General features: G+C 60.7%; 7 protein-coding genes. 6 read left to right on the top strand and 1 reads right to left on the bottom strand.

Features of this window, described 5'->3' with window-relative positions; genetic code table 11:
* Positions 1-47: 47 nt before the first annotated feature.
* Both BSY240_RS16425 and BSY240_RS16420 read left to right on the top strand, forming a co-directional pair.
* Complete coding sequence (locus tag BSY240_RS16425) at positions 48-836, top strand: ATP-binding cassette domain-containing protein (RefSeq protein WP_069043003.1); 789 nt, start codon at positions 48-50, stop codon at positions 834-836.
* A gap of 365 nt (positions 837-1,201) precedes the next feature.
* On the top strand, positions 1,202-1,858 hold the full coding sequence (locus BSY240_RS16420; RefSeq protein ID WP_069043002.1) for a response regulator: 657 nt from the start codon (positions 1,202-1,204) through the stop codon (positions 1,856-1,858).
* Positions 1,859-1,921: 63 nt separating this feature from the next.
* Here the strand turns inward: BSY240_RS16420 and BSY240_RS16415 are convergent, their stop codons facing one another.
* Positions 1,922-3,358, bottom strand: coding sequence for a sensor histidine kinase (locus tag BSY240_RS16415; protein WP_069043001.1), 1,437 nt, complete (start codon positions 3,356-3,358; stop codon positions 1,922-1,924).
* Positions 3,359-3,675: 317 nt separating this feature from the next.
* Between BSY240_RS16415 and BSY240_RS16410 the strand changes: the two genes are divergently transcribed.
* From BSY240_RS16410 to BSY240_RS16395, 4 genes are all read left to right on the top strand, one after another.
* Positions 3,676-12,969: a peroxidase family protein gene (locus tag BSY240_RS16410; RefSeq protein WP_069043000.1), complete on the top strand. Its 9,294-nt coding sequence runs from the start codon at positions 3,676-3,678 to the stop codon at positions 12,967-12,969.
* Between the two features lie 67 nt (positions 12,970-13,036).
* On the top strand, positions 13,037-14,755 hold the full coding sequence (locus BSY240_RS16405; protein WP_069042999.1) for a type I secretion system permease/ATPase: 1,719 nt from the start codon (positions 13,037-13,039) through the stop codon (positions 14,753-14,755).
* A gap of 6 nt (positions 14,756-14,761) precedes the next feature.
* Positions 14,762-16,855, top strand: coding sequence for a calcium-binding protein (locus BSY240_RS24525; protein ID WP_069042998.1), 2,094 nt, complete (start codon positions 14,762-14,764; stop codon positions 16,853-16,855).
* A gap of 62 nt (positions 16,856-16,917) precedes the next feature.
* Positions 16,918-18,222 carry an HlyD family type I secretion periplasmic adaptor subunit gene (locus tag BSY240_RS16395; RefSeq protein WP_069042997.1) on the top strand — a complete coding sequence of 435 codons (1,305 nt, stop codon included), beginning with the start codon at positions 16,918-16,920 and terminating at the stop codon, positions 18,220-18,222.
* Positions 18,223-18,567: the final 345 nt, after the last annotated feature.

Raw genomic sequence — 18,567 nt, 5'->3', positions numbered from 1 at the left:
GAGGATTGCCGCAGTCTCTGCCCAGATCGAGTAAAAAGGATGAAATCTTGAACAGACAGAGATCGACCTTCTCTCTTTGCGACGTCGCCTTCGATGTGGCCGAGCGGCCCATTCTTGCACCGCTGACGCTCGATATCCCGATGGATGGCCAGGTTCTCGGGCTGATAGGGCACAACGGCTCAGGCAAATCGACGCTTCTGAAACTGTTGGCACGTCAGCAAATGCCCACGAGCGGCAGCATCACCCTGAACGGACGACGGCTCGACACCTGGGGCGACCGGGCGCTGGCGCGCAAGGTCGCCTATCTGGCGCAGCACCTGCCCTCGGCTGCCGGAATGACCGTCCGCGAACTCGTGTCGCTTGGACGCTATCCCTGGCACGGCGCCTTCGGTCGTTTCGGCGAGGTGGACAGACAAAAGACAGAGGAAGCAATTGCATTGACCGGTGTCGCCCCACGCGCCGACCGCCTCGTCGACACGCTATCGGGCGGTGAAAGACAACGCGCCTGGCTCGCCATGCTGGTGGCTCAGGATACGGAATACCTGTTGCTCGACGAACCGATCTCGGCCCTCGACATTTCCCATCAGATCGAGGTCCTCTCACTGGTCCGCAAACTGTCTCAGGAGAAGGGTCTCGGCATCATCATCGTGCTGCACGACATCGACATGGCGTCCCGCTTTTGCGATACCATCACGGCGCTCCATTCAGGCCGCGTGATCATGCAGGGAGCCTCAGAGACGATCATGACGCCTGAAGCACTCCAGCGCATCTATGGTTTGCCGATGGACGTCATGATCCACGAGCCAACGCGGAAACCTCTGGCGATTGCGAGTTAGGCTGCGTTGAAGCTCGTCCACCGACAGCGCGCAATTCCCAATGACGGGCTTTCCAGATTGTCTGGTCGAACCCGACAGTAAGCGCAAACGCCAAGCTCATCACTCGCCAACTAACGGCTTCCAAGAAGTCAATATTAGATAATAAACATATACAGTTTAGAATATAAGCTGGCCCGCCGTAAATCGCTTTGAGGGTCAAACTGGTATCACAGTAGTCGTGGCCCAGCGCAGACCAGCAACTGCAGCCGGGGCGCCGGCTCGCCGACTCTACCAGAAAAGGCCGCGCCAGTATTAACTGAACTTTAAACAACTGCTTCCTGAAAGGTATTTGCCATGGTAAATATATCCCTAGAGGGGTAGGGGTAATGCTTGTACGTGTCGCGTTTGTAGACGATCATCCGATACTGTTGGAGGGACTGGTCAGCCTGTACAGGACCAAGGCTGATCTTGATGTCGTGGCAATGGGCCATACCAGCGTGGATGCGCTGAACATCCTGGAAAACCATCATCCAGACGTAATCGTCATGGATCTGAGCATGCCGGGAGACGCCTTCGCAGCGATCGACGTTATGCTGGCCTCCTATCCCGCGACCAAGGTTATCGTTTTCACGGCTTCCAGCGCGATCCAGCCCGCCGTCGAACTCATCGAAGCTGGTATCAGCGGTTATGTCCTCAAGGGCGCATCATCTTCGGATTTGCATCACGCCATCATCAGTGCTCACAGCGGCGAGACCTACATCACACCCGGCTTTGCAACCAAAGTCATCGTGTCGATGAAGACGTCGGAGCTGCGGCGCAAGGCACAGCCGCGTGAGCAGCTACACCATCGCGAGGAGCAGATCGTCAGCGGCCTGCTCAAGGGCATGACGAACAGGGAAATCGGTGTCGGCCTGAACATCAGCGAAAAGACGGTCAAACACTACATGACTTCACTGATGAGCAAACTCAACGTCCGCAATCGCGTCGAACTCGTGATTGCCGTGAGGAACCGGACGTCGCCGCGGGACCGGATCGCAAGCTGACGATCGTACCAAGTGTCGATGATAGGAACCGATAGGGTGGCTTCTTGTCATCAACACTTGGTATCAGTCGACGTTTCCAATCGGCAAGCTCGCCACCACAAATGAACCGTTTCGGCGAGGGAAATAGCGTACCCGACCACCAAATGTGCGAACGCGTCGCTTCTGGCTGACCTTGCCCAATCGCGCCCTCTGCACCTCACGTTTCGACGACAAGACCGGGCGTTGGCCAATATCCACCACCGCGACGAACAGACGTCCGCGTTTGAAGCTGCAGCGCACCATGTGAGAATTACCGTGGGCGTGACGGTAGCTGTTCATCAGCCCTTCGAGAACGAACCGGTAGAGGCAGATTGACAGATCAGGAATGCGCAGATCCGTGCCCGCGCCCCCAGTCAAGACCGTTTCACGTCCCGTGATCTCAAGGTAACGCTTGGTTGCCAACTGGAGAGCCTCGTCAATGGTGGCATGCTCAAGCTCGGGAAGCACCAACCCGGCCGACAGGTTACGTACCTCATCGAGAACACTGCCCACGAGATCCAGGATCTTGGTGAGGGCATCCCGCATCTCTGGGGAGACATCCGGCCGCGGCGTGACCAGATCGCTCAAACGCAGCTTCAGGAGCGTGAGAAGCTGAACCGAACCATCATGCAGGTCCGCACCGATCTGATCCAGGATGCGCTCATTCAGCTTGCCGGCTTCTGTCCGCGCATTGTCGGCGAGGAGGCGGAGGCGATTGTTCTCAACCGACAGCTCGATGGCGTTGCGGAGGCTTTCCTTCAGAGTTCGGCGCTGTTGTTCGATAAGCTGCGCGCCTCGCCTGACCACAAGATAGAGCATTGACAGCATCGGCACAGACAGAAGAAAGACGCCAGCCATCGACGTTTGCCGGGTCTCTGCAATCTGCCGTTCGAGCACTTCGGATTCTTCGTAGATCTCACCCGCCAGCAAAACCACACCTTCGGACGACCTGACGAGAGGACTATAAACCTCGAGAAGAGACTGGGCTTCCTCTTCGTCCGTATAGGCGTGTTTGGCAACCGTGGTACGGGAGACGATCGTCCTTCCGGCGAGGGCTTGTTCGAGCTCGTCAAACAGCAGGGGCTCTCCGGAGGCATCAGGTGGATAGACCTGTCGGCCATCGGCAGACCAGATCTTGATGTTGATGATCCGCTGTCCCGGAGGCCCGGTCCCGATCAGGCTGGAAACATTGGTTTGAAATTTCTCATCGAAGCGAAACTCCCCGTCTTCGGCGCGCTCCAACAGGGGGGCGACGAGGGTCTGCAGTCTGACGCCTCCTGCGGAGCCCGCCGCATTCCGGGCCGCCTTTTCGACCTGTGCGGCGACAAACAGGCTCACGCCGGTCATCAGGCCAAAGACGATCAGGGATGCCGCAATCAGGAACTGTGCCGACAGCGACAGGCATTTCAGCCTTGTCCAGGCGCTCTGGACCAAGGATAGCGGCGCAATTTCATGTGCAATCTTCTTCGACTTGGTGTTCATCACACCGGGCCGAGTTCTGCCCAGGGCATAAGCATCGGTTTTCCCTTCCCCCGCGCCTTCCAGAGGCACCCAGTATAGTGATGCAGTTTCCCTGCCTACACTTGGGCTCGAATTGATGCACGCTTAAGTCTTCTTGTCGACTGCGTTCTGCAGAAGTTCAGACCAAGGTCTGAACTAAGTTTGGACTTTGATCCATGATTTCGCGAGACCAAGTACCCTTACCATTCCGCGTGGCTGTGAGACCCTGCTCTCCTGACAAAACCCTGACAGGACGTACAGGGGCGAACATCGGAGGCGGGGGCTTCCCCGATAAAAGCATGGTCCAGGTCAACCAGCACGATCTCGAATTCATCCTGCGGCAGATCAAGATCGCCGAGGCGAACTCGGTCGCTCATTCTGGGGCCGATGCGAAGGCCCTGATGAACATCTGGGTCGATGAGCTCGGCAACTTGGTGCCGGCGGGCACTGCCGGCGCAACACTCGCGATCAGCGCCGAGCACGTACCCTACGGTCTGCGCACCGTCGACGGCAGCTACAACAATCTGGGCGCCGGTCGCGAGAATTGGGGCGCCGTCGATCAGCCGTTCCTCGACCTGCTTGGCGACGAGTGGCGCGTCAGCGACGGGGACACGTTTCAGATCCGGACCGGGCAGAACAGTTTCACAACGATCGGCGGCGCCTACAACCCGACCGGCGCCGTGGCCGATGCGGATCCCCGACTGATCTCTAACCTCATCGTCGATCAGACGCTGTCCAACCCCGCTGCGATCTACACGGCCCTCCTGCAGGCCGGCTTCACAGGCAATGTCCTCAACGCTGTGACGGCAATCAAGACGCAGTTCGATGGGCTTCTGGCTTCGGCCAAGACGGCCAACGGTCTGCTTCCGGCAGCCGAACAGAAGACTGTTGCAGTGCTCATTGCTGACGTCACGAAGACGGTGGCGCCTGCGCTTGAGACGACCTACGGCATCACCTTCGATGGCCCTTCCATACTGATCGAGAACGTGGCGCCGGACGAAGGCCTATCGGCGCCCTACAATTCTTGGTTCACGCTGTTCGGCCAGTTCTTCGATCACGGCCTCGATCTGGTCCAGAAGGGCGGCAACGACAAGATCTACATTCCGCTGGCACAGGATGACCCGCTATACGTGCCCGGCAGTTTCACCAACTACATGGTGCTGACACGCGCGCCACAACAGCCGCTCAACCTGACCACGCCGTTCGTCGATCAGAACCAGACCTATTCGTCTGTCGCGTCAAAGCAGCTTTTTCTGCGCGAGTACAAGATGGTCGACGGCAAGCCCGTATCGACCGGTCACCTGCTCGAAGGGGCCAAGGGCATCGCCACTTGGGGCGAAGTCAAGGCACAGGCGCGTGAGATGCTCGGCATCAATCTGACCGACGAATTTGTCGGGGCGGTGCCGTTGTTCAAGATGGATGCCTACGGCGAATTCGTTCGCGGGCCGAGCGGCCTTCCGATGGTCGCCACCGGTACTCCCAACAATATCGTATGGGTCGAAGGTAATCTCACCACGCCGATCAATCTCGCAAATGCCGTCCTGACCAGCCATGCCTTCCTCGACGACATCGCGCATAATGCTGTGCCCGGCCTGGTCGACAACGACCGCAACCCGGCCACCCCCGCCATCATGAAGACGGCGGATACCGATGCTGTCGCAAACAATGCCATCCCGCTCAATGAGTTCGGTCAGGCCACCACCTATGACAACGAACTGCTCGACGCGCATTTCGTCACGGGCGACGGTCGCGGCAACGAAAACATCGGCCTGACCGCCGTCCACCACATTTTCCACTCCGAGCACAACCGCATTGTCGAGCAGGTGAAGGCACAGGCGATCGCTGCGGCCCAAAGCGGCAACTTGGCCTTCCTGAACGAATGGCTCGCGACGGACGTGACGGCTCTGCCCGGCAACCTTGCCACGCTGAACTGGGATGGCGAGCGTCTGTTCCAGGCAGCCCGCTTCACCACCGAAATGCAGTACCAGCATCTGGTCTTCGAAGAGTTCGCCCGCAAGGTCCAGCCGGATGTCGACGCCTTCGTCTTCAATCCGTCGATGGATATCAATCCGGCGATCTTCGCCGAGTTCGCCCATGTCGTCTATCGCTTCGGCCATTCGATGCTGAATGAGACGGTAGACAGCGTGAGCGCCTCAGGTGCCAAGTCGTCGATGGACCTGTTCACCGCCTTCCTGAACCCGACAGCTTACGCACCGGGTCAGATCACCGCCGACCAGGGCGCCGGCGCCGTCATTCGCGGCATGACCGGTCAGGTCGGCAACGAGATCGACGAATTCGTCACGGACGTTCTGCGCAACCATCTGGTTGGCATTCCGCTCGACCTTGCGGCGCTGAACATCGCTCGCGGCCGCGAGACCGGTCTTCCGGGCCTCAATGCTGCGCGCGCCCAGTTCAAGGAAATCGCCAACGGCGACACACAGCTCGACCCCTACAAGAACTGGGTCGACTTCGGCATGAACCTCAAGAACCCGGCCTCGATCGTTAACTTTATCGCTGCCTATGGAACGCATGCGACGATTACCGGTGCCACGACTGCTGAGGCCAAACGTGATGCAGCGATGAAGCTCGTCTTCGGTGACAGCACGCTGACTGAGACGGATCGCCAGGCCTTCCTCAATGGCACAGGGCAATATGCGCAGAGCCTTGGCGGCCTCAACGACGTCGATCTCTGGATTGGCGGTCTGGCCGAGAAGAAGATGGCCTTCGGCGGCATGCTGGGCTCGACCTTCTCCTTCGTCTTCGAACTCCAGCTTGAAAACCTGCAGAACGGCGACCGTTTCTACTATCTGTCGCGCACCCAGGGTCTGAACCTTCTCAACGAACTGGAAGCCAATTCCTTCGCCGAAATGGTCATCCGCAACACCGATATCGGCGAGACCGGATATGCCGTGCCGGGCGACATCTTCTCCGTCCCGGATCATGTGCTCTACGTCGACCTCGAAGAGCAGGAGAAGTGGGGGTACGACGATCCGACGGGTACCGATCTCTTCCAGAACGCGCTGTCGCCCATGGTGAAGCGGGATGCGAGCACCAATTTCCTCCAGTTCAACAGTCTCGATCACGCCTTGATCCAGGGCACTGACGGTGACGACATCATCATTTCTGGTGGCGGCGACGACACCGTCTGGGGCCGTGGCGGCAATGACCGGATCGAAGCCGGCTATGGTGTCGACAAGATCCACGGGGGTGAAGGCGACGATATCATCACCAATTCCGGCACCGACATCGGCGAAACCGACTTCCTCATGGGTGAGGAAGGAGACGACGTCATCCATGGCGGCTCCGGCCTGGCGCTTGTCTTTGGCAACCAGGGCTCTGACGTGTTGATCGCCGGCCCTGATGGCAAGGAGATGTTCGGCGGCGAAGGCGACGACTTCATGCTCGGCGGCGAAGGCGGCGACTTCCTGCTCGGCAACGAAGGCGACGACTGGATCGAAGGCGGCAACGGCTTCGACACGACAGCCGGCGACAATTCCGAACTGTTCTTCAACTCGACTATCCTCGGCCACGACGTCATGTTCGCCGGCGAGAACGAACATGACTTTGACGCCGAGTCCGGCGACGACATCATGGTGCAGGGCGAAAGCGTCATGCGCAATGAAGGCATGTGGGGCTATGACTGGGCGATCCACAAGGGCAGCACCAAGTCGGCTGATGCCGATCTTTTGCGGCCGATCTTCACGACCGATCAACAGGATATCCTGCGCAATCGTTTCGATGCCGTGGAAGGACTATCTGGCTACCGCCTGAACGACGTCCTGAAGGGTGACAACCGCTCGACAGCCTTCCCGGCAGAGCCTGATCCGGAAGCCGAGCCCGACGCCAATCTTGCCGGCGCCGAAAACACCATGGTCAAGCACCACCTCAGCCAGGCAGGCATCGATCGCATCGCCGGCCTGCGGGAACTGCTGGGCAACCTCGTCCAGAACTCCACAACTGTAGGCGAAGCCGCCCGCGAGGCTGAAATCGCCTTCGACGACGGCAATATCCTGCTCGGCGGCGGCGGCAGCGACCTCATCGAAGGTCGCGGTGGCGACGACGTCATCGATGGCGATGCCTGGCTTAACGTGCGCATCCGCATCAAGGATGGCGACACTATCTATACGGCCGACAGTCTGGCGGGTCCTGTCTATCTGCAGTCGCAGCTGGTCAATGGCGAAATCCCGGCCAACGCAGCGCCGTCTTTCGGTGGCAAGGCGCTGTCTGATCTCCTGCTGGCGCGGACCATCACACCGGGCCAGATGGAGATCGTTCGCGAAATCGTAAACGGCGGCAAAGCGGGCGATGTCGATGTCGCAGTCTATTCCGACGTTCGGGCGAATTATTCGATCGAGCAGAATGCAGATGGCAGCTTTACGGTCACCCATGTGCAGGTTGATCCGACCGGTGCGCTCGGGTTGATCGATTCAGACGGCGTCGACCGCTTGAAAAACATCGAGGTGCTGCGGTTTGCCGATGGCGATGTTTCGCTGACACCGCCGAAGCTCTATCTGCAGACGCCCTCGAGCCAGTATCGCGACAACTTCGACACGCCTGCGCACAACAATTCCAACGGAACCGCAGCCTGGGCTTCATCCTGGGGCGAAACAAACGACACCGTCACGGGTAATGTTGTCACCGGCGGCCAGATTCAGCTCGACAATGGCACGAACCAGCTTCGCTTCGTGGGCGGTGATGGTGCGCAGATCCAGAGAGCAGTGAACCTTGCCGGAGCGACAACCGCGACACTTGCCTATTCAATTCAGGAAGATGGCCTCGATGCAAACGACAACGAGTCCGTCCGTGTTTGGTTCTCCAGAGACGGCAGCGAGGCAAACTTCGTTCAGGTCGATGTCATCAACAGCAACACAAACAATGCCAATCGCAGCATTACGCTGACCGGACCTTTCACTGAAAATGCGAGCGTTCGGTTCGTAACCACGTCACTCGGCAACAATGACCAGGTCCGCATCGACAACCTGGCGATTACCTACACCACCGCCCCCGTGGTCGATTACGAGACGACCTTCACGGAAGACGGTGCAGACCAGAACGTGGCCGCAAGTCCGGTCATCATCGAAAATGATCGGATCGTCTCGGCGCGCATCGTTCTGACGAATGCACAGCAGGGAGATAGTTTCGACATCCCGAATAACCTGCCGGGCAACATCAACAGCTCGGTCGACACGAGTGTTGCCGGCCGCATCACGGTTACCCTCACCGGCAACGAGCCGCAGATCGGCTTCTGGCAAGCCGCGATCCAGGCGATTGAGTTCCGCAACAACTCTGAGAATCCCAGCATCGTCGACCGCATCATCGAAGTTACGGTCAGTGACGGTGTCTTCAACAGCAACACCGCGACAACGACGATCAACGTGGTCGCGGTCAATGACGTGCCGAATGCTGGGAATGACGGTGTCATCACCAATGTCCAGGGCAGCTTCACACTGCCCGATTGGGTATTGCTGCAGAACGACACCGATCCGGACGGGGTCCTGTCGATTACCGGCATGACGGAAAACCAGACTCAGTTTGGGGTTCAGCGAACGGGCGCTTCAACCACCTTTACCTACACGACCCAGGCGAACCGGACCGCAACCTATACCGTCAGCGACGGGGTGGCCTCCGATACGGCATCCGTGAACATCTCCTTTGACGCCGGCACCATCAACGGGACGAATGCCGGGAACATCATCGTCGGCGACGCCACCGGATCAACGATTGCTGCTCAAGGCGGAAACGACATTATCTTCACCGGCGCAGGCAACGACACGGTCGATGCCGGAACGGGCAATGATATCATCGTCTGGAACGTCGGCGACGGCCGTGACTTCGTCAACGGCGGCACCGGCAACGATACGATCATCGTCAACGGCGACGGTACAAATGAAGTCTTCCGCGTCTACTCCCGTGTCGCAGCGCTTGCCGCCGGCATCACCGGACTGAACGGGGCGACCGAAATCGTCATCACCCGCGGTGGCACGACGAATGCCAACATCATTGCCGAGCTCGACAACATCGAGGAGATCGTCATCAACACGGGTGCCGGTGCCGATCAGGTCATTCCGATCGGCAACTTCAATCAGACCAGCCTGAACGTCAACACAATCACGATCAATGGCTCTGAAGGTGATGATACGGTTGACATCTCCGGTCTTACTTCGGTTCATCGTATTCTATTCCGGTCGGGCGGCGGAGAAGACACAATCGTCGGAACACTACGTGACCAGGACGTGGTCGAAATCCCAGAAGGAGCAGATCCGGCAAGCTACACCCTGACGGTCAACGCCAATGGAACCAAGACCCTTTCGAATGGGTCGCATTCGATAACCTTCTCCGGCGAGACCCCTCAACTGGCCGTGCCGGGTGAGCATTCGGAGGGTGAAGGAAACAGTCCCGACGATGTTCCCGGCCCGGCGGGCGCCTTCGAATACACAGCGCGCGATATCCAGGGCATCACCAACCTCCTCAAGGGCTTGCCCGCCTTCGAGGGAGATGATGATACGGCAGGTGCTGGCGGCGTCCGTGATCTCTCGGGCAACGGCAACAACATCGACAATCCGACGTTCGGGTCCGCCGACGAGCCCTTCCTCCGCCTGACCGAAGCCCGCTATGGAGCCGGTGTCGAGCTGGATGCCCAGGGCAACATCATCAACCGGGCCCTCAACCCGATCTTCGACGGGCTCGATCCACGGGCGATCTCCAATGCCATCGGTGCGCAGGAGGCAAACCTGCCGAAGGCGCCGAACGAGGCCAACATCTTCTTCATGGCCTTCGGTCAGTATTTCGACCACGGTCTCGACTTCCTGCCAAAGGGTGGGGCCGGCAAGGTGATCATCGACGGTGCCGACATCCCCGGACCGACGGCGGCCAACTTCACCGATCTCACCCGTGGCTCGCTGGCGAGCCCGCTGCAATCGGCGAGTGATACGCCCCAGCATATCAACAAGACCTCGCCTTACGTCGACCAGAACCAGGTCTATGGTTCGAATGTGATCGTAGGTCAGTTCCTGCGGGAAAGCGACGGCGCCGGCGGTGTCGGTTCGCGGATCCTGATGGGTCCGGAAGATCCCTCGGCGGAGGGCTTCCACCTGATGTCGACGCTGCGCGAATTGCTCGATCATCACCGGGCAGCCGGAACCATCTTCGAAGGGCCGGGCCTCGGCACTGGCAAGACCCTGCTCGAGTACTATCCGACCCTGTGGACGCAGGCGGACGGCTACAACATGACCGTCGTCCGGCAGCTCGCCGGTGACTTCATGGGCTCGAGCCACGCCCTGTTGCTCGACGCCAACCCGATGATCAGCCCGCTTGATCACTATATCGGCGGTGACGGTCGTGCGAACGAAAACTTCACGCTGACCTCGATGCACACCATCTGGGCCCGCAACCACAACTTCCACGTCGAGAAGCTGCAGGCTGCGGGTTTTGAGGGCACCCCGGAAGAACTCTTCCAGGCGGCCAAGATGGTCAATGAAGCCGAGTATCAGCGCGTCGTCTTCACGGAATTCGCCGATGCGCTCATCGGCGGCATCCAGGGCGACGGCAGCCATGGCTTCGAAGGGTACAACGACACGGCAAACGCCGGCATCAGCCACGAGTTTGCGGCTGCGGTCTACCGTATCGGCCACTCGCTGATCGGCGACACGATCACGGTCAAGGGGCCGGATGGGCAAAACGTCTCGGTCAATCTGTTCGATGCCTTCTTGAACCCGACCAACGATGTGTTCACACCGCAACAGGTCGCGCAGCTGCAGGCCATGGGTTACGATCCGAAGCCCGGCTACGAGCAGCTCGGCACCGGTGCGATCCTTGCTGGCATCGTCGAGCAACCGGCGGAAGACGTAGACTTCAACATCGTCGATGCGGTTCGAAACGACCTCGTGCGTATCCGCGCCGATCTCTTCGCCTTCAACGTGGCGCGTGGACGCGACGTCGGTCTCGGCACGCTCAATCAGGTCAAGGCCGATCTGCAGGCCTCGACCGATCCCTACATCAAGTTCGCTGTCGAGTTCCTCGAAGCCAATGGCGGTTCGATGAACCCCTACTCCAGCTGGCAGGACTTCCAGCAGCGCAACGGGCTCAGCGATGTCGTACTTGCGCAGTTCATCGCAGCTTATCCGGATCTCGTGTTGCAGGCCGACCAGATCGCAGCCTTCAAGGCAATCAACGGCAATGTCGTCGCGGTCCAGCCCGATGGCACCGGTCTGGTCAAGGGCATTGATCGCGTCGATCTCTGGGTCGGTGGTCTTGCCGAGAGGCACTTCAACGGCGGCATGGCCGGCGACACCTTCTGGGTCGTCCTGCATGAGCAGTTCGATCGCCTGCAGGAAGCGGATCGCCTCTACTATCTGGAGCGCTTCGACAATTTCGACCTCTATGAGAACTTCATTGATGGCCAGGGCTTCTCTGACATCGTCACCCGCAACACCGGTCTCACCGGCCTGCCGGAAGACATCTTCTCGTCGGATCTCGAGGATGGCCCCACCGATGGCGGGGAAGACAACGGTGATGGCGGCGATGACGGCGGCGATGACGGCCAGACCGACAACGACGATGAAGACGACGATGGCATCGACGATGGTGAAGATGAGGACGACGGCGCCTCGGAAGGCGAAGGGGACGGCGATGGCGCCGGCTCTGGCACAGGTGGTGGCTCTGGTGGCAGCACAGGCGGCGGCACAGGCACGGGTGGTGGAACGACGCCAACGCCGGTTCCGATTGCAGCACTGACGCTGATCGGCACAGCCTCGGCGGATGCACTTGTTGGCGCCGGTGGTGACGACACGATCCTGGGTGGTGCTGGGACGGATGTTCTGGTCGGTCAGGGCGGCTCGGACATTCTGCGTGGCGAGGACGGCGACGACGTGGTGTCGGGCGGTGACGGCAATGACGTCATCAATGCCGGGCTCGGCGATGACGAGGTGCATGCCGGCGGTGGCAACGACATCGTCTTCGGCGGGGCCGGTGCAGACCTCATCTTCGGCGATGCCGGCAATGACGTGATCGAGGGTGGAGCAGGCGACGACCGTGTCTGGGCGGGTGCCGGCGACGACACGGTGATTGCGACGCTGAATGACGGCAATGACGTCTACTATGGCGAAGACGGCACCGACACGCTGGACTATGCAGCGACCAGCGCCAACCTGACGGTTGATCTCGGCAATGGCTTCAACCAGCGTGGCTCGGTGAGCGGCGGGACAACGGGCTCGGATACCTTCTACGGCTTCGAGAATTTCATCGGCGGTTCCGGCCACGACACGATCACAGCCTCTTCGGCGGTCAACGTCATCGATGCTGGGCTTGGCGACGATATCTTCAAGTTCACCTCGGCAGCCAATGCGAATGGCGACACGATCTACGGCTTCCAGACCGGCGACCGGATCGACTTCTCCGGCATGGGTGCGATGAAGCTCGAGGCAGGCCAGACCATCGATGCGATCGGCGACGTGACCATCACGCATGAGATGCGCGACGGCGAAGAGTTCACGGTGATCAGGGGCAATACGCAAGGGGACAATGCGGCGGACTTCGAACTCTCGCTGCAAGGCCGCCACAACCTGACGATCAACGACTTCCTCGGCGTATCCTGAGGACGACATGGCAGCACTGCCGGCCCGCCCGGGCCGGCAGACAGACAGACGTTGAGTGGGGGAAGCCATGAACAAGCAGTCAAGCTACAAACTGTCCGGTATCGGCCTCGTGACGGGCTTCGTCTTCGGCCTTTCGGGCATTATCAACATTCTGGCGCTGACCGGCGCCTTCTACATGCTGCAAATCTACGACCGGGCGCTGACCAGCGGCAGCGTGCCGACCCTGATCTGGCTCTCGGTGATCGCCGTCGGCCTTTACCTGTTCCAGGGTATGTTCGACATCCTGCGATCGCAGATGCTGGTGCGTTTCGGCTCGAATGTCGATCGCCAGATCGCGCCGCTCGTCCACCGGGTGGTGATCGACATGCCGCGCTTCGGCTATTCCTCGGCGGAAGCGTCTGAGCGCGGCCGCGACGTCGATACGGTCCGCTCCTTCCTGTCGGGTGCAGGCCCGGTCGCTCTGTTCGACCTGCCCTGGATCCCGGTCTACCTGGTCTTCGTTTGGATGCTGCATCCGGTGCTCGGAATGATGACACTCGGCGGCGCGCTCTTCCTCGCATGCCTGACAATCGCGGCAGAGCTTCTCTCGCGCCGCCACGCCAAGGAGATGACGCGGGCCGCGATCCAGCGCAACAACGTCTCGGACAATCATGTCCGCAACGGTGACATCCTCCATTCGATGGGCATGACGGACCGCGCGATCGACCGCTTTGAAAGCGCCAACCGCCGTCACCTCGATACCCAGACGGCGACCTCCGACATCGCCGGCACCTTTGCCGGCATTTCCAAGGTCCTGCGCATGATGCTGCAGTCGGCAACACTTGGCCTTGGCGCCTATCTCACCATCCAGGGCGAGATGTCAGCCGGCGCCATTATCGCCTCGTCGATCGTCACGGGCCGTGCCCTTGCCCCGGTCGACCAGGCGATCGCCCAGTGGAAGGGCGTGATCTCGGCACGCCGCTCCTGGTCGCGGATCAAGGACACCCTCGCCGTGCTCGACCGTCCGCCGACACAGTTCGACCTGCCGGCGCCGAGCGAGGACCTTGTCGTCGAAGGCATGACGACGGTCGCCCCTACGACCGGCACCGTGCTTCTGAGCGACGTCTCCTTCAGGCTTTCGGCCGGTCAGGCCTTGGCGCTGATCGGTCCGTCCGGCGGCGGCAAGACCACGCTCGCGCGCTCGCTCCTCGGTATCTGGCCGCTTTTGCGCGGCTCGGTTCGCGTCGATGGCGCCGATCTCAAGCAGTGGCCGACCAGCTTCTTCGCCGAGAATGTCGGCTATCTCCCCCAGGAAGTGGCCCTTCTCGACGGGACGGTCGCCGACAACATCGCCCGTTTCGATCCGGATGCCGATTCCAAGATGATCTTCCGGGCCGCACGCGCCGCCGGCATTCATGATCTGATCGTGCGGTTGCCGAACGGCTACCAGACCCAGATCGGCCCGAGTGGCCAGTCGCTCTCGGCCGGCCAGCGGCAGCGCGTGGCGCTTGCCCGCGCGCTTTATGGCGATCCCTTCCTGGTGGTGCTCGACGAGCCGAACTCCAATCTCGATGCCGAGGGCGAAGAGGCGCTAATGAAGGCGATCGTCAAGGTGCGCGAACGCGGCGGCATCGTCGTCATCGTTGCGCATCGCCCGAGCGTGCTGCAGGCTGTCGACATGGTCGGCGTGGTCCAGGGCGGCAAGCTCGTCTCCTTCGGTCCGAAGGAGGAGATCATCAAGGTCCCGGCCAACACGCAGGAGAAGCCGCTGCGGCCGACCCGCTTGATGCCGATCGCGGCGGAGTAAGGGGTCATGGCAAGCTCCATTACCGATCATGACGAGGCCCTGAAGCTCGGCCATGGCGATGCCCAATCGGCCAAGGCGCCGGCGCGCAGGTTTGCTCTGCCCGATACGCCTGATCGCACGCTTTGGTCGCCGGGCATCTTCGCCGTGCTTTCCATGGGGCTCGGCGCCTATCTCGGGCGGCTGCGCGAGATCGTCAATCCGTCGCCCAATGCACAAGCCCCGGACGAACAGAAGCCCGTGGCTCTCGACGACGGTACGACAGCACCGGTTTTGGATGCGCCCGAGGCCGGGCTGGACATCGCCGCCTTCTGGCAGGAGATCCAGCGGGCTTATGAGGACGTGGTCGAGCAGATCGAGCCACCGCGCCGGCTCTACTCCTCAATCCGCTTCAACGCTCAGGATTTTACGCTCGAAGGCGGCTATGCCGGACGCCCGTTCCAGGGGGTATCGATTGATGTCGCGGCCAACGACTTCCGCTTCGTCACGCCAAGCGTGGCCAAGCCGAAGCTTGCAGCCTTCGGCCTTCCGCGTGCTGCAAACGATGCCCCGGCCGCTGGTCAGGCGGGAGACGGCAACATCGATGCGCCTGATGACGGCGGTCTGCCGGTCGATATCTCGTCTGGCGGGGGCTCCTCGAGTGGAGGCACTTCCGGGAACCCGCCGGCGCCGACCAATCGTGCCCCCTTGTCCCGTGGGCCGATCTATCTGGGAACGGGCCTCGTCAACCTGTCGATGCTCCTGATGTGGGCCGACCTTGCGCGCGCAGCCGTAGATCCGGACGGCGATCCGCTGACGATCTCCGCCATCCGCGCGACATCGGGCGAGATCCGCGCTTATGGCGACGATGCCTGGATCTATGTCCCCGAACGCGACAGCCAAGGCTTGGTAAACCTTACCTTTACGCTGAGCGACGGCAAGGCCTCGGTCCAGGGCCAGGGCTTTCTCGATCTGCGTGCGCATGCCGAAACCGAGATCACCGGAACCGATGGAGACGACATTCTCCTCGCCACACCGGGCAAGGATCTGATTGACGCCGGAGCCGGCAACGATACGGTCTATGGGCGCGAGGGCGACGACCTGATCCTCGGCGGCCTGGGTGACGACGTATTGATCGGTGGCGAAGGCCGCGATGTCATTCATGGTGGTGATGGCGATGACCGCATCTTCGGCGGCGAGGGCGACGATGTCCTGTTCGGCGACGCCGGCAACGACATGCTGTTCGGCGAGGCCGGACGCGACACACTGATGGGGGGCGACGGGCAGGATATTCTGTCCGGTGGTGACGGCGACGACCGGCTGTTCGGCGAGGCTGGAGATGATGTCCTGACGGGAGACGCAGGGAATGACGTGCTGGACGGCGGCACGGGCCACGACACGCTTGCCGGCGGTGCTGGCGATGACGTCATGGTCGGTGATGAGGGCGACGATGCGTTCGTCGCAGGTGTCCAGACCGTTCTTGAAGCGCGCACTTCGGCCCAGATGCCGCTGGATGCGCCGACACCGGGCATCGATGACGGCGACGACGTCATCCATGGTGGTGAAGGTGCGGACACCTATGATGCATCTTCCGCGACCATGGCGGTCGGGATCGATCTCGAGGCGGGCGTCGCAGCGGGGGCGGAGATCGGCAGCGATCGCCTGGCCTCGATCGAGAATGCCGTCGGTGGGGCCGGAAATGACACGATCACAGCGAGTTCTGCCGTCAACATTCTCTATGGCAGGGGCGGTCAGGACAGTTTCGTCTTCGGCTCCGTCGCCTCAATCAGCAATTACGGTGCAGGGCATGACGAGATCCGCGACTTCGACGTCGGCGACAAGGTCGACCTGTCGAAGCTCGAACGGGAGTTGGGCCGGCTCTACTTCGACGATGGCGAGAACTCGCTGGAACTCGACCGCCACGACCACAAGACCCTGGTCAAACTCTACAAGAAGATGATCGACGACGACGATGCGGGCCATCAGGTGCTGCAGCTCGTGACGGACATCGACGGTGATCAGGACTACGAGATCGTCATCATCAGTGCGCACGACCTCGATGAAGACGACCTGATCCTAACGGCATTCCATCTGCCGGGCCAGGTCGAGGGCCTCGTGGCCTGATCCGAACCTCATCATCGGCACCGCTTCGGGCCGAAACTGTAAACTGCGTAAGGGGACACACCATGACACAGCGCCTTGATGACAAGAACACGCAAGTCTCGCTCTCCGGCAAGGGGCTGAAGGGACGCATGCTCGCAGCGACCGTACTCGGTCTTGCCCTGACGGTCGGGATTGGCGGCTGGGCCGCCCAGGCGAAGCTCGCGGGCGCCGTCATCTCGCAGGGCGAACTCGTCGTCATCGGCGAGACCAAACAGGTCCAGCATGTCGATGGTGGTACAATCGTCGAGATCCCTGTGAAGATAGGCTCTCTGGTCGACAAGGGCGACGTCGTCTTGCGCCTCGACGACACGCAGCTGCGCATCGAGCTCGGTATAGTCACATCGCAGGTCGCCCAGCTGAAGGCGATGCGCGCGCGCCTCGTTGCCGAGCGCGACGGTAAAAACCTCCTGTCCTTTGACGGTCTCGATCTTTCCCCGGACATCACGCGGGAGGAGAGCAAGCTGTTTGCCGAGAACCGGGACATGCGGGCAAACCAGAAGCAGCAGATCGAAATGCAGATCTCGCAGCTGGGCAACCAGATCGACGGCTTGAGAGAACAGGAAAAGGCGAACCACTCCGAGAGCGAACTGCTCGCCGAAGAACTCGCCATGCAGGAAGGTCTTGTGCAGAAGGGCCTCGCCAAGGCGGCTGAACTGCGCGGGTTGCGCCGCCAGATGGTTCGCATCGAGGGCACGATCGGCGATCTTCTCGCCCGTGTTGCCGAGGCCGAAGGCCAGATCAGCGAACTCAAGGTCCGACTGATGTCGGTCGACCAGACCAGCCGGACGGAACTGCAAAAGGAGATCGTCTCGGTCGAAGCCCGGCTTTCAGAACTGGAGCAACGTGCTCTTCAGCTCACCCACCGGCTCGACCGCACGGTGGTCAAGGCGCCGGAAAGCGGCACGATCTACGACCTGCAGGCGCATACCGTCGGCGGCGTTGTGGCACCGGGCCAGGTGATCATGGCCATCGTACCGAGGGACAGTGCCCTCAACGTCCATGTCAAGGTCGCCCCCACCGACATCGATCGTGTCTTCGTGGGCCAGACCGCGCGCATGCGCTTCACGGCCTTCAATCGGCAGACCACGCCGGAAATCGTTGGTGCCGTCGACATGATCCCAGGCGCAACCATCGTCGACAAGGCAACAAACCTGCCCTTCTACAAGACCAGCGTGACCTTCTCCCCAAATGACCTCGGCGACCTCGCGGCCAAGCTCACACCCGGCATGCCCGTCGAGGTTTATATCGAGACCGAGGAAAGGACTGTCATCTCGTTCCTCGCGAAGCCCTTTACCGACCAGATCACCAGGGCGTTTAGAGAAGAGTAACATGCGGACAAGGAATTGATCACCTTCAGCGCAACAGCCTCGAAAGGGCTTATGTTGCGGTTTGCGATTGTGAGGCTGTTTGCCGTCGCGGTGCCTGCAGTATCGCCACAAGCAGTGCCAATAGCATTCCAAAATACCCGAGCAAACCATCAGTTCGGATTGGAATTGAGAAGTAGCTAGATCGAAGGGCAGGATGCGCTTGGAAAATTGGGGCCGTCCCCTCGCTTGGGTGGGAGTGCCAAGTGGCACCGACGGAAACATGTCGACACCATCGACAGTTCCCAGGGACATGTCGTCCAACTGAGGATTGAGCAACATAAGACGTCGCCGGCTCGGCCCCACAAC

It is taken from the genome of Agrobacterium sp. RAC06 (assembly GCF_001713475.1).
Lineage (GTDB): Bacteria > Pseudomonadota > Alphaproteobacteria > Rhizobiales > Rhizobiaceae > Allorhizobium.
The sequence above is the reverse complement of the archived record's forward strand: the minus strand, read 5'-3'. Positions and strand labels throughout refer to the sequence as shown.